The sequence below is a fragment of the Pseudomonas sp. TE21435 genome (assembly GCF_056279265.1).
The window spans coordinates 4,574,730-4,594,126 of record NZ_JBWBQZ010000001.1 but is presented as its reverse complement, the minus strand read 5'-3'; the positions used below and the strand labels follow the sequence as shown (position 1 = coordinate 4,594,126).

17 protein-coding genes are annotated in these 19,397 nt (G+C 62.9%); 14 read left to right on the top strand and 3 right to left on the bottom strand.

What is annotated here, in order from left to right; translation table 11 throughout:
- Nucleotides 1-121: 121 nt before the first annotated feature.
- The 11 genes from ACZ9C1_RS20700 (at nucleotide 122) to ACZ9C1_RS20650 (ending at nucleotide 14,045) form a co-directional block, all read left to right on the top strand.
- Nucleotides 122-2,932 (top strand): LPS-assembly protein LptD, encoded by a 2,811-nt coding sequence (locus ACZ9C1_RS20700; protein ID WP_476254331.1) that lies wholly within the window; start codon nucleotides 122-124, stop codon nucleotides 2,930-2,932.
- Complete coding sequence (locus ACZ9C1_RS20695; RefSeq protein WP_102681930.1) at nucleotides 2,913-4,232, top strand: peptidylprolyl isomerase; 1,320 nt, start codon at nucleotides 2,913-2,915, stop codon at nucleotides 4,230-4,232. The genes ACZ9C1_RS20700 and ACZ9C1_RS20695 overlap by 20 nt, the downstream gene beginning before the upstream one ends.
- Nucleotides 4,229-5,218, top strand: coding sequence for a 4-hydroxythreonine-4-phosphate dehydrogenase PdxA (gene pdxA, locus ACZ9C1_RS20690; RefSeq protein ID WP_102681929.1), 990 nt, complete (start codon nucleotides 4,229-4,231; stop codon nucleotides 5,216-5,218). The genes ACZ9C1_RS20695 and pdxA overlap by 4 nt, the downstream gene beginning before the upstream one ends.
- Nucleotides 5,215-6,015 carry a 16S rRNA (adenine(1518)-N(6)/adenine(1519)-N(6))-dimethyltransferase RsmA gene (gene rsmA, locus ACZ9C1_RS20685; RefSeq protein WP_102681928.1) on the top strand — a complete coding sequence of 267 codons (801 nt, stop codon included), beginning with the start codon at nucleotides 5,215-5,217 and terminating at the stop codon, nucleotides 6,013-6,015. Before pdxA ends, rsmA begins: the two co-directional genes overlap by 4 nt.
- Before the next feature lie 127 nt (nucleotides 6,016-6,142).
- Nucleotides 6,143-6,523 carry a Co2+/Mg2+ efflux protein ApaG gene (apaG, locus tag ACZ9C1_RS20680; protein WP_476254330.1) on the top strand — a complete coding sequence of 127 codons (381 nt, stop codon included), beginning with the start codon at nucleotides 6,143-6,145 and terminating at the stop codon, nucleotides 6,521-6,523.
- Nucleotides 6,523-7,380 (top strand): symmetrical bis(5'-nucleosyl)-tetraphosphatase, encoded by an 858-nt coding sequence (locus ACZ9C1_RS20675; protein ID WP_277502555.1) that lies wholly within the window; start codon nucleotides 6,523-6,525, stop codon nucleotides 7,378-7,380. The genes apaG and ACZ9C1_RS20675 overlap by 1 nt, the downstream gene beginning before the upstream one ends.
- Before the next feature lie 13 nt (nucleotides 7,381-7,393).
- Nucleotides 7,394-7,723, top strand: coding sequence for a thiosulfate sulfurtransferase GlpE (gene glpE / locus ACZ9C1_RS20670; RefSeq protein ID WP_046857381.1), 330 nt, complete (start codon nucleotides 7,394-7,396; stop codon nucleotides 7,721-7,723).
- 282 nt (nucleotides 7,724-8,005) lie between these two features.
- Entirely contained in the window at nucleotides 8,006-9,928 is a 1,923-nt protein-coding gene (locus tag ACZ9C1_RS20665; RefSeq protein ID WP_023629260.1) for a PrkA family serine protein kinase, read from the top strand.
- A 125-nt stretch (nucleotides 9,929-10,053) separates the two neighbouring features.
- Nucleotides 10,054-11,325: a YeaH/YhbH family protein gene (locus ACZ9C1_RS20660; RefSeq protein WP_102681926.1), complete on the top strand. Its 1,272-nt coding sequence runs from the start codon at nucleotides 10,054-10,056 to the stop codon at nucleotides 11,323-11,325.
- Nucleotides 11,322-12,890: a SpoVR family protein gene (locus ACZ9C1_RS20655; protein WP_277502554.1), complete on the top strand. Its 1,569-nt coding sequence runs from the start codon at nucleotides 11,322-11,324 to the stop codon at nucleotides 12,888-12,890. Before ACZ9C1_RS20660 ends, ACZ9C1_RS20655 begins: the two co-directional genes overlap by 4 nt.
- A 60-nt stretch (nucleotides 12,891-12,950) precedes the next feature.
- Nucleotides 12,951-14,045, top strand: coding sequence for a multifunctional CCA addition/repair protein (locus ACZ9C1_RS20650; protein ID WP_457378198.1), 1,095 nt, complete (start codon nucleotides 12,951-12,953; stop codon nucleotides 14,043-14,045).
- A 48-nt stretch (nucleotides 14,046-14,093) separates the two neighbouring features.
- Here ACZ9C1_RS20650 and folK read toward each other — a convergent pair whose 3' ends face one another.
- On the bottom strand, nucleotides 14,094-14,603 hold the full coding sequence (gene folK / locus ACZ9C1_RS20645; protein ID WP_277502553.1) for a 2-amino-4-hydroxy-6-hydroxymethyldihydropteridine diphosphokinase: 510 nt from the start codon (nucleotides 14,601-14,603) through the stop codon (nucleotides 14,094-14,096).
- Nucleotides 14,594-14,950 carry a dihydroneopterin aldolase gene (gene folB / locus ACZ9C1_RS20640; RefSeq protein WP_046857386.1) on the bottom strand — a complete coding sequence of 119 codons (357 nt, stop codon included), beginning with the start codon at nucleotides 14,948-14,950 and terminating at the stop codon, nucleotides 14,594-14,596. Before folB ends, folK begins: the two co-directional genes overlap by 10 nt.
- A gap of 74 nt (nucleotides 14,951-15,024) precedes the next feature.
- Here folB and plsY point away from each other — a divergent pair, with 74 nt between their 5' ends.
- Nucleotides 15,025-15,594 carry a glycerol-3-phosphate 1-O-acyltransferase PlsY gene (plsY, locus tag ACZ9C1_RS20635; RefSeq protein WP_046857387.1) on the top strand — a complete coding sequence of 190 codons (570 nt, stop codon included), beginning with the start codon at nucleotides 15,025-15,027 and terminating at the stop codon, nucleotides 15,592-15,594.
- Between the two features lie 25 nt (nucleotides 15,595-15,619).
- Here plsY and tsaD read toward each other — a convergent pair whose 3' ends face one another.
- A complete protein-coding gene (gene tsaD, locus ACZ9C1_RS20630) occupies nucleotides 15,620-16,645 on the bottom strand; it encodes a tRNA (adenosine(37)-N6)-threonylcarbamoyltransferase complex transferase subunit TsaD (RefSeq protein WP_046857388.1) in 1,026 nt (341 codons plus the stop codon).
- A gap of 205 nt (nucleotides 16,646-16,850) precedes the next feature.
- Here tsaD and rpsU point away from each other — a divergent pair, with 205 nt between their 5' ends.
- Complete coding sequence (gene rpsU / locus ACZ9C1_RS20625) at nucleotides 16,851-17,066, top strand: 30S ribosomal protein S21 (RefSeq protein ID WP_003255575.1); 216 nt, start codon at nucleotides 16,851-16,853, stop codon at nucleotides 17,064-17,066.
- Nucleotides 17,067-17,344: 278 nt separating this feature from the next.
- Entirely contained in the window at nucleotides 17,345-19,333 is a 1,989-nt protein-coding gene (gene dnaG / locus ACZ9C1_RS20620; RefSeq protein WP_476254329.1) for a DNA primase, read from the top strand.
- The last annotated feature ends 64 nt before the right edge of the window (nucleotides 19,334-19,397 follow it).

The following is a 19,397-nucleotide window of genomic DNA, read 5'->3' as shown; positions in this document are numbered from 1 at the left end:
TCCGACGGCCCTAGCCGTCAAGCGGGTCATGCTTTATTATCCAGCATCTTTTTCAGACCATCGAGAGGCGTGCGGCCCCCACACGCGGGCAGATGGCACGCAGGAAGCCCGGACTAATAAGATGGCATTGAAATCCCCCGCGTTTCGTAGAAAGTTTCCGTTGCTCGTGACTGGCGGTTTGCTGGCCCTGCAACCCCTGGCCACGTCGTACGTGGTGGCGGCCGAGCAGTTCGACTGCCAAGTGTCCGCTTCCGGTGGCTGGGACTGCAAGCCCAAGACCGCTGCCAACTTGCCTCCGCGCCCGGTACACCCGGGCGCTGCCGCGGCCAGCACGGGTGCCGAGGCACCCGGCGAAGTCGCCGCGACCGAGGCCGACAAGCCGATGCTGGTCACCGAGGCCAAGGGCCGCGGCCTGAAGTCGCGCAGCGAAGACTACAGCCATCTGGACTGGGTCCCGCGCGAGAAGCTCACTGCCGCGCAGCTGGCCGAGACCGGCCCGTACTGCGGCGGCGCCTACATCGAGCCGACCCGCCCGGGCATGAACGACTCCACGCCCAAGGACGAGTCGCCGACCTACATCAACGCCAAGGTCTCCAAGTACCAGCAGGAGCAGCAGATCGCCACCCTCGCCGGTGACGTGGTCATGCGCCAGGGCAGCATGCAGGCCGAGGCCGACGAAGCCAACCTGTACCAGGCCGAAAACCGCGGCGAGCTCAAAGGCAACGTCAAGATCCGCGACAACGGCTCGCTGGTGGTTGGCGACGAGGCGCAGATCCAGCTCGATACCGGCGAGGCCCGGGTCGACAACGCCGAATACGTGATGCACAAGTCGCACATCCGCGGCAACGCGCTGTACGCCAAACGTGCGGAAAACGCCATCATCCGCCTCAAGGACGGTACCTATACCACCTGTGAGCCGGGCAGCAACGCATGGCAGCTCAAGGGCAACAACATCACCCTGAACCCGGCCACCGGTTTCGGCACCGCGACCAACGTGACGCTGCGGGTCAAGGATTTCCCGGTGTTCTACACACCGTACATCTATTTCCCGATCGACGACCGTCGCCAGTCCGGCTTCCTGCCGCCATCGTTCAGTTCCAGCAGCGACACCGGCTTCATGCTGGTCACGCCGTACTACTTCAACCTGGCGCCTAACTACGATGCCACGTTGTACCCGCGCTACATGGCCAAGCGCGGCATGTTGATGGAAGGCGAGTTCCGCTACCTGACCAAGTCCAGCGAAGGGCAGTTCGGCGGTGGATTCCTGAACGATCAGGACGACGACCGCGAGAAGCAGACGGACTACAAGAAAGACCGCTGGATGGTCAACTGGCAGCACAAGGGCGGTCTGGACGAGCGCCTGATGGCCGAAGTGGACTACACCGATATCAGTGATCCGTTCTACTTCCAGGATCTGGAGACCGATCAGATTGGTGTGCAGAGCCGTGATTACATCAACCAGCGTGGCACGCTCACTTATCGTGGCGATAACTACACTGCTGGCTTGAATCTGCACGCCTATGAATTGGCAACGATTTCGCAGATCACCCCGTATGACCGTCTACCGCAGCTGACCCTCAACGGCATGCTGCCCTTCCATCCGGGCGGCGTGGACGTCGGGTACGAAGCCGAAGCGGTACGCTTTGATCGGGATCTGAAAAACGACTTCGTTCTGGATAAGGATGGCAATCCAGACTCATCTGCAGGGCTGCCTGGCCGCCGTTTGGATGAGAACCTATTCGGCGTAGCCCGCTCCAACGGCAATCGCCTTAACGTCGCGCCATCGATCAGCCTGCCGCTCGAAGCCAGCTATGGCTACGTTACGCCCAAGCTGAAGTACGTCTACACGCACTACGACCTCGACCTCGACAGCAAGGGTAAGAAAGACCTCGCCGACAATCCGGGCATGGTTGGCGTATACGGCGACTTCAAGAGCAATCAGAACCGCGATATCCCGGTGTTCAGCGTCGACAGTGGCCTGTACTTCGATCGCAATACCCAGCTGTTCGGGACGAACTACCGCCAGACCCTCGAGCCACGGCTGTTCTACCTCTACGTACCGTACAAGGATCAAACCGACATCCCGCTGTTTGACTCCGGCGAGAGCACCTTCAACTACTCGTCGCTGTTCCGCGACAACCGTTTCAGCGGCATCGACCGCATCGGCGACGAGAACAAGCTGTCGCTGGGCGTGACCAACCGCTGGATCGAAGAGAACGGGTTCCAGCGCCAGCGTTTCAGCATCGGCCAGGCGCTGTACTTCAAAGATCGCAAGGTCCAGCTTCCAGGCATCGACTACCGCACCCGAGTGGACAGCAAATCGGATGTCTCGCCGTATGCGCTCGAATACGAATACGCCTTCAACCGCGACTGGCGCTTCAATTCGGACTACAACTGGGACCCGGACACCCACAGCCCTCGCTCGGGCAGTGCGATGTTCCACTACCAGCCCGAGGACAACCCGAACACGGTGGTTAACCTCGGTTACCGCTATCGCAACGACCTGATCACTTACGACTCGCAGACCGGCAACTGGAAGGTCGGTGGTGGTGACTACGGTACGCCAGGCACGCCGGGCTATATCAAGGACTACTACAAGATCCAGCAGCACGACTTCTCGGTCATCTGGCCGATCGTGCCGCAATGGAGCGTCATTGCACGCTGGCAGCATGACTACAACCGCAATCGCACGCTGGAAGCGATGGGCGGCTTCGAGTACGACAACTGCTGCTGGAAACTGCGCCTGATCAACCGTTACTGGATGGACTACGACGACTTCAGCCAGGCCATCCCGAACAACGAGAAGGGCGACCACGGCATCTTCCTGCAGATCGTGCTCAAAGGGCTCGGTGGTGTAGTCGGCAACAAGGTCGAATCGTTCCTGGACCAAGGCATTCAAGGTTACCGTACCCGTGAAGAGCAAGCTTATTGATCGTCTGCGCCCGCTGATGCTGGGCGCCGCAATGCTGAGTGGCGCGGTGCATGCCGCGGTGCAACCCATCGACCGCATCGTGGCCACCGTCGACAACGACGTGGTCATGCAGAGCCAGCTGGACCAGCGCGTTCGCGAAGTGCAGCAGACCATCGCCAAGCGTGGCGGCGGCGTGCCACCCACCAGCGCGCTGGAACAGCAAGTGCTGGAACGCCTGATCGTCGAGAACCTGCAACTGCAGATCGGCGAGCGCTCTGGCATCCGCATCACCGACGAAGAGCTGAACCAGGCCGTCGGCACCATTGCCCAGCGCAATGGCATGTCGCTGGAGCAGTTCCGCGCCGCCCTGGCCCATGACGGCCTGTCGTACGACGATGCCCGCGAGCAGATCAAGCGCGAGATGGTCATCAGCCGTGTGCGTCAGCGCCGCGTTGCCGAGCGCATTCAGGTCTCCGAGCAGGAAGTGAAGAACTTCCTCAACTCGGACCTGGGCAAGATGCAGATGTCGGAAGAATACCGCCTGGCCAACATCCTCATCCCGACCCCGGAAGGTGCCAACTCGGAGGCCATCCAGGCCGCCGCGCGCCAGGTAGGCGATGTCTACCAGCAGCTCAAGCAAGGCGCGGACTTCGGCCAGATGGCCATCGCTCGCTCGCGCAGTGAAAACGCCCTGGAAGGCGGTGAGATGGGCTGGCGCCAGGCAGGCCAGCTACCACCAGACTTCGCCAAGATGCTCAGCAGCATGGCGGTCGGCGACATCACCCAGCCGATCCGCATCCCCAACGGCTTCATCATCCTCAAGCTGGAAGAGAAGCGCGGCGGGAGCCAGAGCGTGCTGCGCGACGAAGTGCACGTACGCCACATCCTGATCAAACCGAGCGAGATCCGCAGCGAAGCCGCCACCGAGCAACTGGCCGAGCGCCTGTACGACCGGATCCAGAACGGTGAAAACTTCGCCGAGCTGGCGAAGAGCTTCTCGGAAGACCCGGGTTCGGCGCTCAACGGCGGCGATCTCAACTGGGTCGACCCGAACAGCCTGGTACCTGAGTTCCGCGAGCAGATGGCCAACGCCGAGCAAGGCGTAGTGACCAAGCCCTTCAAAACCCAGTACGGCTGGCATGTGCTGGAAGTGCTGGGCCGCCGCGCCACCGACAGCACCGAACAGGCTCGCGAGCAGCAGGCCATGAACGTCCTGCGCAACCGCAAGTACGACGAAGAGCTGCAGAACTGGCTGCGCCAGATCCGCGACGAAGCCTACGTTGAAATCAAGCTGCCTGGCGCCGACCAGGTCGCCCAGTGAAACCCCTGCGCTTCGCCGTCACCCCCGGCGAGCCAGCCGGCATCGGTCCCGACCTGTGCCTGCTGCTCGCCGCCGAGGTCCAGCCCCACCCCCTGATCGCCATCACCAGCCGTGACCTGCTCGCCGAGCGGGCCACGCAGCTGGGCCTGGACGTCAAGCTGATCACGGTTGAGCCGAGCGCCTGGCCGGAGCAACCCGCTCCCGCCGGCAGCCTGTATGTCTGGGATACCGCCCTGGCCCACCCGGTGACAGCCGGGCAGCTGGACAAGGCCAACGCCGCATTCGTCCTGGAAACCCTGACCCGTGCCGGGCAAGGCTGCCTGGACGGACACTTCGCCGGGATGATCACCGCGCCGGTGCACAAGGGCGTGATCAACGAAAGCGGTATCGCCTTCTCCGGGCATACCGAATTCCTCGCTGACCTCACCCACACCACACAAGTGGTAATGATGCTGGCCACCCATGGGCTGCGCGTGGCACTGGTGACCACTCACCTGCCCCTGCGGGACATCGCCGAGGCCATCACCGGCGACCGCCTGGAGCGCGTCACCCGCATCCTGCATGCGGACATGCGCGACAAGTTCGGCATTGCCAACCCTCGCATCCTGGTCTGCGGGCTCAACCCGCATGCCGGAGAAGGCGGCCACCTGGGCCGTGAAGAAATCGACATCATCGAGCCGGCGCTGCAGCGCCTGCGTGCCGAAGGCATGGACCTGCGCGGCCCGCTGCCGGCCGATACCCTGTTTACCCCCAAATATCTGGAGCACTGCGACGCGGTGCTGGCGATGTACCACGACCAAGGCCTTCCCGTGCTCAAGTACAAGGGCTTCGGCGCTGCGGTCAATGTGACGCTGGGCCTGCCGATCATCCGCACCTCGGTCGACCACGGCACCGCCCTGGACCTGGCCGGCACCGGTCGAGTCGACACCGGCAGCCTGCGCGTCGCCCTGCAAACCGCCTACCAGATGGCCGAGAACCGACCATGACCGAGCACTACCAACACCGGGCGCGCAAGCGCTTCGGCCAGAACTTCCTGCATGACGCCGGAATCATCGACCGCATCCTGCGGGCGATCAACGCCAAGGCCGGCGAACACCTGCTGGAAATCGGCCCGGGCCAGGGCGCCCTGACCGAGGGCCTGCTGGGCAGTGGCGCTCAGCTGGACGTGGTCGAGCTGGACAAGGACCTGGTGCCGATCCTGCAACACAAGTTCGCCGGGCGCGGTAATTTCCGCCTGCACCAGGGTGATGCCCTGAAGTTCGACTTCAATCAGCTGGGCGTGCCGGAGCGCAGCCTCAAGGTGGTGGGCAACCTGCCCTACAACATCTCCACGCCGCTGATCTTCCACCTCCTGGCCCATGCCAACCTGATCCGCGACATGCATTTCATGCTGCAGAAGGAAGTGGTCGAACGCATGGCCGCGGGCCCTGGCGGCGGCGACTGGGGCCGCCTGTCGATCATGGTGCAGTACCACTGCCGCGTGGAGCACCTGTTCAACGTCGGCCCGGGCGCCTTCAACCCGCCACCAAAGGTGGACTCGGCGATCGTGCGGCTGGTGCCCCACGAGACCCTGCCGCATCCGGCTAAAAATCCAAAGCTGCTGGAACACGTGGTACGCGAAGCCTTCAACCAGCGTCGCAAGACCCTGCGCAACACCCTCAAGGGCCTGCTCGACAGCCAGGCCATCGAGGCCGCTGGCGTGGATGGCAGTCTGCGCCCCGAGCAGCTCGACCTGGCCGCCTTCGTGCGCCTGGCCGACAAGCTGGCCGAACAGCAGGCCTGACCAGGCCTGCGCAGGACAAGCCCGTCCCACCGTGGGAATGGGCTTGCTTGCGCTCAGGCATGACTGGCCTCCACCCCCGCCAATGGCCTAGACTGCATTATTGCGTCAGTTCGCCCAAGGCCCTTGCATGTCCGACCCCCGCTACCAGATCGACGTCAGCGTCGTGACCCGCTACCTCAAAGAACAATCCGATCCCGAAAGCAGCCGTTTCGCCTTCGCCTACACCATCACCGTGCAGAACAACGGTAAGGTCAAGGCCAAGCTGATGTCCCGCCACTGGCTGATCACCAACGGTGACGGCGAAGTCGAGGAAGTGCGCGGCGCCGGCGTGATCGGCCAGCAGCCGCTGATCGAGCCCGGCCAGAGCCACACCTACAGCAGCGGCGCCGTGATCAGCACCCGCGTCGGCACCATGCAGGGCAGCTATCAGATGTTCGCCGAAGACGGCAAACGCTTCGATGCCCAGATCGCCCCGTTTCGCCTGGCCGTGCCCGGGGCGCTGCACTGATGGCCACCTATGCCGTCGGGGACCTGCAAGGCTGTCTGCAACCACTCAAGTGCCTGCTCGAACGCGTACGCTTCGACCCGGCCGTCGATCGCCTGTGGCTGGTGGGCGACCTGGTCAACCGTGGCCCAGAGTCCCTCGAGACCTTGCGTTATCTCTACTCGATCCGCCATGCGCTGGTCTGCGTGCTGGGCAACCATGACCTGCACCTGCTGGCCGCCTGGCACAATGTCGAGCGCCTGAAGAAAAGCGACACCCTGCGCGAAGTCATCGAAGCCCCGGACGCCGACCAGCTGTTCGACTGGCTCCGCCAGCAGAAACTGCTGCACTACGACGAAGCCCGCGGCATCGCCATGGCCCATGCCGGCATCCCACCGCAGTGGACCCTGGGCAAGGCGTTGGAGCTGGCCGCGGAGGTCGAGGAAGTGCTGCGCGACGACAGTCGCCTGAAACTGTATCTGGACGGCATGTACGGCAACGAGCCGAACAAGTGGAGCAAGGATCTGGCCGGCATCGAACGCCTGCGAGTGATCACTAACTACTTCACCCGCATGCGCTTCTGCACCGCCGCCGGCAAGCTCGACCTCAAGACCAAGGAAGGCGCCGACAGCGCGCCCAAAGGCTATAAACCATGGTTCGCTCACCCGGACCGCCGCTCGCGCCATGTGAAGATCATCTTCGGTCACTGGGCCGCCCTCGAAGGCCGGGTCGACGCCCCCGGTGTGATTGCCCTGGATACCGGCTGTGTCTGGGGGGGCGCGATGACCCTGTACAATGTCGACAGCGGCGAATTCCACCGCTGCGACTGCACCCGCGAAGGCACCCCTCGCCCGCCGGCATCACCCAACGATCAGCCATGAAGGAACCGCACCCATGAGCGAATTCAAGCGTATCTCCCCAGAACAAGCCCTCGCCCTGCGTGCCGAAGGTGCGATCGTTGTCGATATCCGCGACCCACAGGCGTTCGCCGCCGGCCATATCGCCGGCGCCACTCATCTGGATAATCACTCGGTAGCCGACTTCATCCGCAGCGCCGACCTGGACGCGCCTACACTGGTAGTCTGCTACCACGGCAATTCCAGCCAGAGTGCCGCCGCCTACCTGGTCGGCCAGGGCTTCTCCAACGTCTACAGCATCGATGGTGGCTTCGAACTGTGGCGTAACACCTACCCGGCGGAAACCGCCCAGGGCAGCGCCGAATAATTTTTTCATTTTTCCTGCAGCCCGCGCTTGGCGCGGGCTAGCGCCCGACCTGACGAACGGTCGTAGGCGTCTTCTCCGCTCCCCGCCCTTGACCTCTCGTATAACCAACTATCCTTAAGCCCAGGCCATCCAAAAAAGGGGAGAGCCGGTACACCGGCGTGCGGGTCATCGGTAGCGTTACAGGGTGTTCTGGGGGGTATACAGCAACCGGCAAAACCGGTTGCATGCCAGCATCGGCTGACTGATCCGGCGTCGTCTCCACGTATCGAGCGAGGTGACGTCATGAGCATTTTTAGCCACTTCCAACAACGTTTCGAGTCCACCCGCCAGGAAGAACTTTCGCTGCAGGAGTACCTCGAGCTGTGCAAAGAGGATCGCAGCGCCTATGCCTCGGCGGCCGAGCGGCTGTTGCTGGCCATCGGTGAACCAGAGCTGATCGACACCTCAAGCAACTCCCGGCTATCGCGGATCTTCTCCAACAAGGTGATCCGCCGCTATCCGGCCTTTGCCGATTTCCATGGCATGGAAGAGTGCATCGACCAGATCGTCTCCTACTTCCGCCACGCCGCCCAGGGCCTGGAAGAGAAGAAGCAGATCCTCTACCTGCTGGGTCCGGTGGGCGGCGGCAAGTCGTCGCTGGCCGAAAAACTCAAGCAGCTGATGGAAAAGGTGCCGTTCTACGCCATCAAGGGCTCGCCGGTCTTCGAATCGCCACTCGGGCTGTTCAACGCCACCGAGGACGGTGCGATCCTGGAGGAAGAATTCGGCATTTCGCGCCGCTATCTCAATACCATCATGTCGCCCTGGGCCACCAAGCGCCTGCAGGAGTTCGGCGGCGATATCAGCAAGTTCCGGGTGGTCAAGCTCTATCCGTCGATCCTCAACCAGATCGCCATCGCCAAGACCGAGCCGGGTGACGAGAACAACCAGGATATCTCGGCCCTGGTGGGCAAGGTGGATATTCGCAAGCTCGAGGAGTTTCCGCAGAACGACGCCGATGCCTACAGCTACTCGGGCGCGCTGTGCCGGGCCAACCAGGGCCTGATGGAATTCGTCGAGATGTTCAAGGCGCCGATCAAGGTTCTGCACCCGCTGCTCACCGCTACCCAGGAAGGCAACTACAACAGTACCGAAGGCCTGGGGGCGATCCCCTACACCGGTATCCTGTTGGCCCACTCCAACGAATCGGAATGGCACACCTTCCGCAACAACAAGAACAACGAAGCGTTCATCGACCGCATCTACATCGTCAAGGTGCCGTACTGCCTGCGCGTCAGCGACGAGATCAAGATCTACGACAAGCTGCTGATCAACAGCTCGCTGGCCAAGGCTCATTGCGCCCCCGACACACTGAAGATGCTCGCCCAGTTCACCGTGCTTTCACGCCTGAAAGAGCCGGAGAACTCCAACATCTACTCGAAGATGCGCGTCTACGACGGCGAGAACCTCAAGGACACCGACCCGAAGGCCAAGTCGATCCAGGAGTACCGCGACTCCGCGGGCGTCGACGAGGGCATGAACGGCCTGTCGACCCGCTTCGCCTTCAAGATCCTCTCCAAGGTATTCAACTTCGATCCGCATGAGATTGCCGCCAACCCGGTGCACCTGCTGTACGTGCTGGAACAGCAGATCGAGCAGGAGCAGTTCCCTGCCGAAGTACGCGAGCGCTACCTGCGCTACCTCAAGGAGTACCTGGCGCCGCGCTACATCGAGTTCATCGGCAAGGAAATCCAGACCGCTTACCTGGAGTCCTACAGCGAGTACGGCCAGAACATCTTCGACCGTTACGTGCTGTATGCCGACTTCTGGATCCAGGACCAGGAATACCGCGACCCGGAGACTGGCGAGATCCTCAACCGCATCGCCCTCAACGAGGAGCTGGAGAAGATCGAGAAGCCGGCCGGCATCAGCAATCCGAAGGACTTCCGCAACGAGATCGTCAACTTCGTGCTGCGCGCCCGCGCCAACAACAATGGCAAGAACCCCAGCTGGCTCAGCTACGAGAAGCTGCGGGTGGTGATCGAGAAGAAAATGTTCTCCAACACCGAAGACCTGCTGCCGGTCATCAGCTTCAACGCCAAGGCCAGCAAGGAAGACCAGCAGAAGCACAACGATTTCGTCACCCGGATGGTGGAGCGTGGCTACACCGACAAACAGGTACGCCTGCTGTCGGAATGGTACCTGCGGGTCAGGAAATCGCAGTAAAAGCGGCACGCCCCGGGCGCTTGGCGGTGTGCCCCGGCACACCGCCGGCCCGTGGCGGCAGCGACTGCTTTTACTTGCAGCTCGTAGCTTGAAGCTTGCAGCTGTACCCAGCTACCGGAGGGCCCATGAGCTACGTTATCGACCGACGCCTGAACGGCAAGAACAAGAGCACGGTCAACCGCCAGCGCTTCTTGCGGCGTTACCGTGAGCACATCAAGAAAGCCGTCGAAGAGGCCGTGAGCCGCCGCTCCATCATGGACATGGAACACGGCGAGCAGATCAGTATCCCGGGGCGTGACATCGACGAACCGGTGCTGCACCACGGCCGCGGCGGCAAGCAGACCATCGTTCACCCAGGTAACAAGGAGTTCACCGCCGGCGAACACATCGCCCGGCCACAAGGTGGCGGCGGTGGCGGCGGGCGCGGCAAGGCCGGCAACTCCGGCGAGGGCATGGACGATTTCGTGTTCCAGATCACCCAGGAAGAATTCCTCGAATTCATGTTCGAAGACCTGGAACTGCCCAACCTGGTCAAACGCCACCTTACCGGTGCCGACACCTTCAAGACCGTGCGCGCCGGTATTGCCAACGAGGGCAACCCTTCGCGCATCAACATCGTGCGCACCCTGCGCTCGGCCCACGCCCGTCGCATCGCCCTGACCGGCAGCAGCCGCGCGCTGCTGCGCGAGGCGCAAAAGGAGCTGGACCGACTCAAGGTCGAAGAGCCCGACAACTTCACCGACATCCAGGATACCGAGGCCGAGATCGAGCGCCTCAAGGCGCGCATCAATCGCCTGCCCTTCCTCGACACCTTCGACCTCAAGTACAACCTGCTGATCAAGCAGCCCAACCCCAGCTCCAAGGCGGTGATGTTCTGCCTGATGGATGTCTCCGGCTCCATGACACAGGCTACCAAGGACATCGCCAAGCGCTTCTTCATCCTGCTGTACCTGTTCCTCAAGCGTAACTACGACCGCATCGAGGTGGTGTTCATCCGCCACCACACCAGCGCCCGCGAAGTGGACGAGGAAGAATTCTTCTACTCCCGCGAGACCGGCGGCACCATCGTCTCCAGCGCGCTCAAGCTGATGCAGGAAGTCATGGCCGATCGCTACCCGGCCAGCGACTGGAACATCTATGCCGCCCAGGCCTCGGACGGTGACAACTGGAACGACGATTCGCCGATCTGCCGCGACATCCTCGCCAACCAGATCATGCCGCATGTGCAGTACTACACTTACGTCGAGATCACCCCACGCGAACATCAGGCGCTGTGGTACGAGTACGAGCGCATCGGCGAAGCATTTCCCGACACCTTCGCCCAGCAGCAGTTGGTATCGGCCGGCGATATCTACCCGGTCTTCCGTGAACTCTTCCAGCGCAGGTTAGCCACATGACCGCCAGAGAGCAGAGACGCCAACCCATTTCCACCGGCTCCGAATGGACGTTCGAGCTGATCCAGACCTACGACCGCGAGATCAGTCGCCTGGCCGCCCGCTATGCCCTGGATACCTACCCCAACCAGATCGAAGTCATCACCGCCGAACAGATGATGGACGCCTACGCCTCGGTCGGCATGCCGCTGGGCTATCACCACTGGTCCTACGGCAAACAGTTCCTCAGCACCGAGAAGTCCTACAGTCGGGGCCAGATGGGCCTGGCGTACGAGATCGTGATCAACTCCGATCCGTGCATCGCCTACCTGATGGAAGAAAACACCATGTGCATGCAGGCACTGGTGATCGCCCACGCCTGCTATGGCCACAACAGTTTCTTCAAGGGCAACTACCTGTTCCGCACCTGGACCGACGCCAGCTCGATCATCGACTACCTGGTGTTCGCCAAGCAGTACATTGCCCAGTGCGAGGAGCGTCACGGCATCGACGCCGTCGAGGACCTGATCGACTCCTGCCATGCGCTGATGAACTACGGGGTGGATCGCTACAAACGCCCCTACCCCATCTCCGCCGAAGAGGAACGGCGCCGGCAGAAGGAGCGTGAAGAGCACCTGCAACGGCAGATCAACGACCTCTGGCGGACCATTCCCAAGGGCGCCGAGAAGGGTGGCGACAGGGACGATGCGCGCTTCCCGGCCGAACCCCAGGAGAACATTCTCTACTTCATCGAGAAGCACGCCCCGCTGCTCGAGCCCTGGCAGCGCGAGGTGGTGCGCATCGTGCGCAAGATCGCCCAGTACTTCTATCCACAACGCCAGACCCAGGTGATGAACGAAGGTTGGGCGACCTTCTGGCACTACACGCTGATGAACGATCTCTACGACGAGGGCCTGATCACTGAAGGCTTCATGATGGAGTTCCTCCAGTCGCATACCAGCGTGGTGTTCCAGCCAGGCTTCGACAGCCCCTACTACAGCGGCATCAACCCGTATGCCTTGGGCTTTGCGATGTACACCGACATCCGTCGCATGTGCGAGGCCCCTACCGAGGAAGATCGCCGCTGGTTCCCGGACATCGCCGGCAGTGACTGGCTTTCGACCATCAAGTTCGCCATGAGCAGCTTCAAGGACGAAAGCTTCATCCTGCAGTACCTGTCGCCCAAGGTGATGCGCGACCTCAAGCTGTTCAGCATCCTCGATGATGACCAGCGTGATGACCTGCTGGTCCCGGCGATCCACGACGAGGCCGGCTACCGCACCATCCGCGAGCAACTGGCCGCCCAGTACAACCTGGGCAACCGTGAACCCAACGTACAGATCTGGAGTATTGATCGCCGCGGCGACCGCTCGCTCACCCTGCGCCACCAGCAGCACAACCGCAAACCCCTGGGTGATTCCACCGAAGAGGTGCTCAAGCACCTGCACCGCCTGTGGGGCTTCGATATCCACCTGGAGACCGTTCAGGGCGACCAGGTGATGAAGACCCACCACATGCCGCCACGCGGCGAGCACAGCGAGGCCGGCGACTACGGGCGCATGGACCTGGCCGTGGTGCACCACCTCTAGCGGCAGCCCACCTCCATTGCTGCCGACAAGGTATCCTGTCGCCAGTAATGGAGGTTCCACATGCAGATCTACAAGGTTGGCGGCGCCGTGCGCGACCGCCTGCTCGGCCGTCCGGTCAGCGACATCGACTGGCTGGTGGTCGGCGCCACGGTCGAACAGATGCAGGCCGAGGGTTTTCGCCCGGTCGGTGCCGACTTTCCGGTATTCCTTCACCCCAGGACGGGCGAGGAATATGCCCTGGCCCGTACCGAACGCAAGAGCGGGCGCGGGTATGGCGGTTTCACCTTCCACGCGAGCCCCGAAGTGACCCTCGAGGAGGATCTGGTTCGTCGCGACCTGACCATCAATGCCATGGCCGAGGACGAGCACGGCAACTTGCACGATCCCTACCATGGCAAGGCAGATCTCGAGCAGCGTCTCCTGCGCCATGTTTCCCCGGCATTCGCCGAAGATCCTCTGAGAGTACTGCGCGTTGCCCGCTTTGCCGCGCGCTATGCGCCGCTGGGCTTTCGTGTCGCCGATGAGACGTTGCAGCTGATGCGCCAGATCGCCGAATCGGGCGAACTGCAGGCGTTGACCGCCGAGCGCAGTTGGAAGGAGATCGAGCGTGCATTGATGGAAAGCGAACCGCAGGTGTTCATTGAGGTGCTGCGCAGCTGCGGCGGGTTGAGCGAGCTGATGCCCGAGCTTGAGGGCGCCAGTACACTGGCAGCGCTGCACCAGGCGGCAAGGCACCAGCAGCCACTGGCGGTGCGCTGGGCGTGCCTGCTACGCGGACTGCCGCCTGCCGCGCTCAAGGCGCTGAACCAGCGCTTCAAGGCCCCGCGTGAATGCCAGGAACTGGCAATGCTGGTGGGGGAGTTTGCCGAGCGCGCAGACCAGGCTGCGCAGCTGGAGCCTGCAAGCCTGCTGGAAATGTTGCAGAAGTTCGACGTGTACCGACGGCCGCAGCGCTTCGAGGACTTCATCGCCGTCTGCGAGATGGCGGCGTTGGGTTCAGGTTATCCACAAGGCGAGTACTTGCGCGGGGCCGCTGAAGCGGCGCGTGCCGTGGATGTGAAGCCGTTGCTGGACGCCGGGCTTGCCGGCCAGGGCCTGGGCGAAGCGCTTAAAGGTGAGCGGCTGAAGGCGCTCGAAGCCTATAAGGCAGCTTGATCTGCCCGGCCTCTTCGCAGGCAGATCCGCGAAGAGGCCGGCGCTGGCTTAAGCGGGGGTCAACTGCAACCCGCGCCATTCGAACGGTACCGGCGCCAGTACCTGCTCGATGCGCGCTTCGCGCCACAACTGCCCCATGGACTTGCCCTCGCCCGGGTGCACCAGCTCCGCAGCCAGCAGCGACAGCGGCCAAAGCACGAAGGCGTTCTTCAGGATCTCCGCGCGCGGCAGCACCAGGCCATCGAAGGTCCCGCACAGTTCATCGAACATCAGTACGTCGATATCCAGCGGCAGCCCCTTGCGGTCCGGCGCGTAGCGGCCATTGTCGGCCTCGATGAACTTGAGCCGGCGGTCAAGTTCCAGCAGCGGCAGTTCGGTGCGCCCGCGCACCACCAGGTTGTAGAACGGGCCACTCTTGATCCCCACGGCCTGGCTCTCGAACACCGCGGAACACTGCATGTCTTTGAGGATGCCGGCGAGGGCATCGAGCCCGGCGCACAAGTGCCGCTCACGCTCGATGTTGCTGCCCAGCCCAAGGTATACCGTGCTCAGAGACATCCGCGCTCGATCTCCACGCCAACACCACCACGGGCCGCCGGTACCGCGCCCGGCTTGGTGAGTTTCAGGCGCACCCAGGGAATGTTGAATTCCGCCATCAACACCGCGACCAAGCGCTCGGCGAAGGTCTCGACCAGCTCGAAACGGGCCTGTTCGGCGAACGCCTGGATACGTGCCGAGACACTGGCATAGTCCAGTGCCAGCGACAGGTCGTCACCGGCCGCCGCCGGGCGGTTGTCCCAGGCGAAGCTCAGGTCCAGGCGCAGGCACTGGCGAATATCCCGCTCCCAGTCATAGGCGCCGATCACGGTATCGACTTCCAGGCCTTCGATGAACACTCTGTCCAAGCACTTCTCTCCACAGCACGACAAGGGCGACGGGCGCCGTTAGAATCAGGGCGTCCTCGCCCGGAATAGTTAGCATGTTTTGGTCACTGGCGCTGCTTGCCTACCTGCTCGGCTCTCTGTCCTTCGCCATTGTCCTGAGCCGCCTCAGTGGCAGCCCCGACCCGCGCTCCAGCGGTTCCGGCAATGCCGGCGCCACCAACATGCTACGCCTGGCGGGCCGCAAACTGGCGATCCTGACGCTGCTCGGCGACCTGTGCAAGGGCATGTTGCCCGTGCTGCTGGCACGCCTGGCCGGGCTCGACCAGCAAGAGCAGGCCTGGGTAGGCATCTGCGCGGTGCTCGGTCACCTGTTCCCGGTGTACTTCCGCTTCAAGGGCGGCAAAGGCGTGGCCACCGCCGCCGGCATGCTCATGGCCCTGTACTTTCCAGCCGCCCTGTTGGCCATCGGCGCCTGGCTGCTGACCTTCTACCTGACCCGCACCAGCTCGCTCGCGGCGTTGATCGCCACACCGCTGACGCTGCCCTTGCTGGCCTGGCGCGAGCCTGAAGCGCTGCTGCCGATGACCGTGCTGACGGTGCTGATCGTGTGGCGCCACCGCCGCAACCTGCGTGACCTGTTCGCCGGGCGCGAACGCCACTTCTGATGCGCTCGCACAAGCCCGGCTCACCTCATACTGCCGGCAACTGCTCCATCGGCCAGCGCGCCTGCACGCTGATCGCCAGGTCCTGTTGCTGCCCGGCCAACAGACGCTGGCAACCGGCATAGGCAATCATCGCACCGTTGTCGGTGCAGAAGCGTGGGCGGGCGTAGTAGACATTGCCCTTGATGCTCGCCAGCATCTCTTCCAACGAAACACGCAAGGCCTTGTTGGCGCTCACGCCGCCGGCGATGACCAGGCGCTTGAGGCCGGTCTGCTTGAGGGCGCGCTTGCACTTGATGGTCAGAGTCTCCACCACCGCCTGCTGGAACGCCAGCGACACGTCGCAACGGGTTTGCTCGTTGTCGTCCCCGGCATCGCGGCATTGCTGCCAGGTATTCAGGGCAAAGGTCTTCAGGCCACTGAAGCTGAACTGCAGGCCGGGGCGGTCGCACATCGGCCGCGGGAACACGAAGCGCCCAGGCGTGCCTTGTTCGGCCAGGCGGGCGATCTCGGGGCCACCCGGATAATTGAGGCCGATCAGCTTGGCGGTCTTGTCGAACGCCTCGCCAGCCGCGTCGTCCAGGCTCTCGCCCAGCAGTTCGTACTGGCCGATACCATCGACCCGAACCAGTTGGGTATGGCCACCTGAAACCAACAAAGCGACGAACGGAAACTGCGGCGGCTGCTCTTCGAGCATCGGCGCCAGCAGATGGCCCTCCATATGGTGCACGCCAATCGCCGGAATATCCCAGGCGAACGCCAGTGCCTGGGCGCAAGAGGCGCCCACCAACAGCGCGCCGACCAGGCCCGGGCCTGCGGTGTAGGCGATGGCGTCGATCTCGGTAGCGACGCAGTCGGCCTCCTGCAGCACCTGGCGAATCAGGGGCAGCATGCGTTTGACGTGATCGCGCGAGGCGAGCTCGGGCACCACGCCGCCATAGACGCGGTGCAGGTCGATCTGGCTGAACAGCGCGTCGGCCAGCAGGCCGCGCTCACTGTCGTATAATGCGACGCCAGTTTCGTCGCAGGATGTTTCCAATCCCAGTACTAGCATGGGTCCGTGCCTTGTGGAGGCTGAATTCGAAGGCGCGCATGATAGTCCCCGTGCCCGATGCCGACCAGCGGTTTTCGATCAGAGGCTTTGCATTCCGGCCAGCTAAGGGTTAACATCCGCAACCCTTGAAAACCGACGTTCTCCAGCACACCTTATGTTTTGCCAGGAGCACGTCTACCCCGGTAATGAATTAAGGTAGCCCTGGATGCCAGCCGTCAAAGTTAAAGAGAACGAACCCTTCGACGTAGCTCTGCGTCGTTTCAAGCGCTCCTGCGAAAAAGCCGGTGTACTGGCTGAAGTTCGTAGCCGCGAGTTTTACGAGAAGCCGACCGCCGAGCGTAAGCGCAAAGCCGCTGCCGCTGTTAAGCGTCACGCGAAGAAAGTTCAGCGCGAACAGCGCCGCGCCGTTCGTCTGTACTAAGTACAGCCGTTCTACGCAAAGCTTCTGCCATGCCCGGCCTCGTGCTGGGCTTATGGTAGCGGTTGCTTGAAACCCTTGGCCATGCGCCTGGGGCGCCCCGGCAAAAGCCATGGGCAACCTGCCTCAACGCGTCAGAACTGGTCTTTGGCCAGGCGTGCACGTCTTTTCTGACGAGCCCTCACCGGCTACCGACGAGCACACACCTCTTCCTGCGACACCCCACGCCAAACCCGCGCACAAGCGTTTAGACTTGCCAGTTGCCAGATGACGAGGCTGCCATGGCCGGGCTGATTCCCCAGAGTTTTATCGATGACCTTCTCAACCGCACCGACATCGTCGATGTGGTGAGTTCGCGCATCCAGCTGAAAAAAACCGGCAAGAATCTTTCCGCCTGCTGTCCGTTCCACAAGGAAAAGAGCCCCTCCTTCACCGTCAGCCCCGACAAGCAGTTCTACTACTGCTTCGGTTGCGGCGCTGGGGGTAATGCCCTCGGCTTTGTCATGGACCACGACAACCTGGACTTCCCCCAGGCAGTCGAGGAGCTGGCCCGCGCGGCCGGCATGGAAGTCCCTCGCGAGGAAGGCCGCCGCGGGCAGAAGCCACGCCAGCCGACCGACTCGCCGCTGTACCCCTTGCTGGAGGCGGCCAGCGAGTTCTATCGCCAGGCCCTGCGCAGCCACGCCACCCGCAAGGCGGCGGTGGAGTATCTCAAGGGGCGCGGTTTGTCCGGCGAGATCGCCCGCGACTTTGGCCTGGGCTTCGCGCCGCCGGGCTGGGACAACCTGCTCAAGCACCTGGGAGCCGACTCGCTGCAACAGAAGGTGATGATCGACGCCGGCCTGCTGATCGAGAACGCCGAAAGCGGCAAGCGCTATGACCGCTTCCGCGACCGGGTGATGTTCCCGATCCGCGACAGCCGCGGCCGGGTCATAGCCTTCGGCGGCCGGGTGCTGGGCGACGACAAGCCCAAGTACCTGAACTCCCCGGAAACCCCGGTGTTCCACAAGGGCCAGGAACTGTACGGGCTGTACGAGGCACGCAAGCACAACCGCAACCTTGACGAGATCATCGTCGTCGAAGGCTACATGGACGTGATCGCCCTCGCCCAGCAAGGCTTGCGCAACGCGGTGGCCACCCTTGGCACATCCACCAGCGAGGAACACCTCAAGCGCCTGTTCCGCGTGGTACCTAGCGTGCTGTTCTGCTTCGACGGCGACCAGGCCGGCCGCAAGGCCGCCTGGCGCGCCTTGGAGGCGACCCTGTCGAGCCTGCAGGACGGTCGCCGTGCACGCTTCCTGTTCCTGCCCGAAGGCGAAGACCCGGACAGCCTGGTGCGCGCCGAAGGCACCGATGCCTTCCAGGCCCGCATCAACCAGCACGCCCAGCCACTGGCCGACTATTTCTTCGAGCAGTTGAGCAACGAGGCCGACCCGCGCTCGCTGGAAGGCAAGGCGCACATGGTGACGCTGGCCGCACCGCTGATCGAAAAGGTCCCGGGCGCCAATCTGCGCCAACTGATGCGCAACCGCCTGAAAGACATCACCGGCCTCGACCCGCAGCAGATGGAGCAACTGGCCCAGAGCGCGCCAGCACCCAGCGCGCCGGATTACGACCCCGGCTACGACTACGACGCGATGGCAAGCTACGTGCCAGACCATGGCGACATGCACTACCAGCCCAACTATGCCGCACCACATCAGGAGCAACGCCCCTGGACGCCGAACAAAGGTGGCGGCAAAAAGCAGTGGGACGGCAAACCCTGGGACAAGAAAGGTGGCAAGCCGTGGCAGCGCGATGGCCAGCGCGGCGAGGCGCCACCACGGGTACCCGCGCCAGTGGAGCCACCGACGCTCTCGGCCCTGCGCACCTTGCTGCATCACCCGCTGCTGGCCGGCAAGGTCGAGGACGCCAGCCACTTCGCCGACGAAGAGCAACTCTACAGCCAGCTGCTGGTGGCCCTGATCGAGGCCGCACAGAAGAATCCTAAGCTAAGCTCAATGCAGCTGATTGCGCGCTGGCACGGGACCGAACAGGGTCGCCTGCTACGCGCCCTGGCGGAAAAGGAATGGTTGATCGATGCCGACAACCTTGAACAACAGTTTTTCGACACTATAACTAGCTTGTCCGCTCGCCAGCGCGAGCGCAGCCTGGAACATCTGCTCAGGAAAGCGCGTCTAAGTGAACTGAGTACAGAGGAAAAATCTCAGCTGCTTACCCTGCTGAGCCGTAATGTTCCCGCACAAAACCCGACCTCATCTGGCGCGTGAGGTCCATGCTCGGGTATAATCCTCGGCTTGTTTTTTGCCCGCCAAGACCTTCAGTGGATAGGGT

Bases quoted from the DNA above. Each gene is read 5' to 3' on its own strand.
- ACZ9C1_RS20700 (WP_476254331.1), top strand. From the start codon at position 122: ATGGCATTGAAATCCCCCGCGTTTCGTAGAAAGTTTCCGTTGCTCGTG.
- rsmA (WP_102681928.1), top strand. From the start codon at position 5,215: ATGACCGAGCACTACCAACACCGGGCGCGCAAGCGCTTCGGCCAGAAC.
- apaG (WP_476254330.1), top strand. From the start codon at position 6,143: ATGTCCGACCCCCGCTACCAGATCGACGTCAGCGTCGTGACCCGCTAC.
- ACZ9C1_RS20675 (WP_277502555.1), top strand. From the start codon at position 6,523: ATGGCCACCTATGCCGTCGGGGACCTGCAAGGCTGTCTGCAACCACTC.
- glpE (WP_046857381.1), top strand. From the start codon at position 7,394: ATGAGCGAATTCAAGCGTATCTCCCCAGAACAAGCCCTCGCCCTGCGT.
- ACZ9C1_RS20665 (WP_023629260.1), top strand. From the start codon at position 8,006: ATGAGCATTTTTAGCCACTTCCAACAACGTTTCGAGTCCACCCGCCAG.
- ACZ9C1_RS20660 (WP_102681926.1), top strand. From the start codon at position 10,054: ATGAGCTACGTTATCGACCGACGCCTGAACGGCAAGAACAAGAGCACG.
- ACZ9C1_RS20655 (WP_277502554.1), top strand. From the start codon at position 11,322: ATGACCGCCAGAGAGCAGAGACGCCAACCCATTTCCACCGGCTCCGAA.
- ACZ9C1_RS20650 (WP_457378198.1), top strand. From the start codon at position 12,951: ATGCAGATCTACAAGGTTGGCGGCGCCGTGCGCGACCGCCTGCTCGGC.
- folK (WP_277502553.1), bottom strand. From the start codon at position 14,603: ATGTCTCTGAGCACGGTATACCTTGGGCTGGGCAGCAACATCGAGCGT.
- plsY (WP_046857387.1), top strand. From the start codon at position 15,025: ATGTTTTGGTCACTGGCGCTGCTTGCCTACCTGCTCGGCTCTCTGTCC.
- tsaD (WP_046857388.1), bottom strand. From the start codon at position 16,645: ATGCTAGTACTGGGATTGGAAACATCCTGCGACGAAACTGGCGTCGCA.
- rpsU (WP_003255575.1), top strand. From the start codon at position 16,851: ATGCCAGCCGTCAAAGTTAAAGAGAACGAACCCTTCGACGTAGCTCTG.
- dnaG (WP_476254329.1), top strand. From the start codon at position 17,345: ATGGCCGGGCTGATTCCCCAGAGTTTTATCGATGACCTTCTCAACCGC.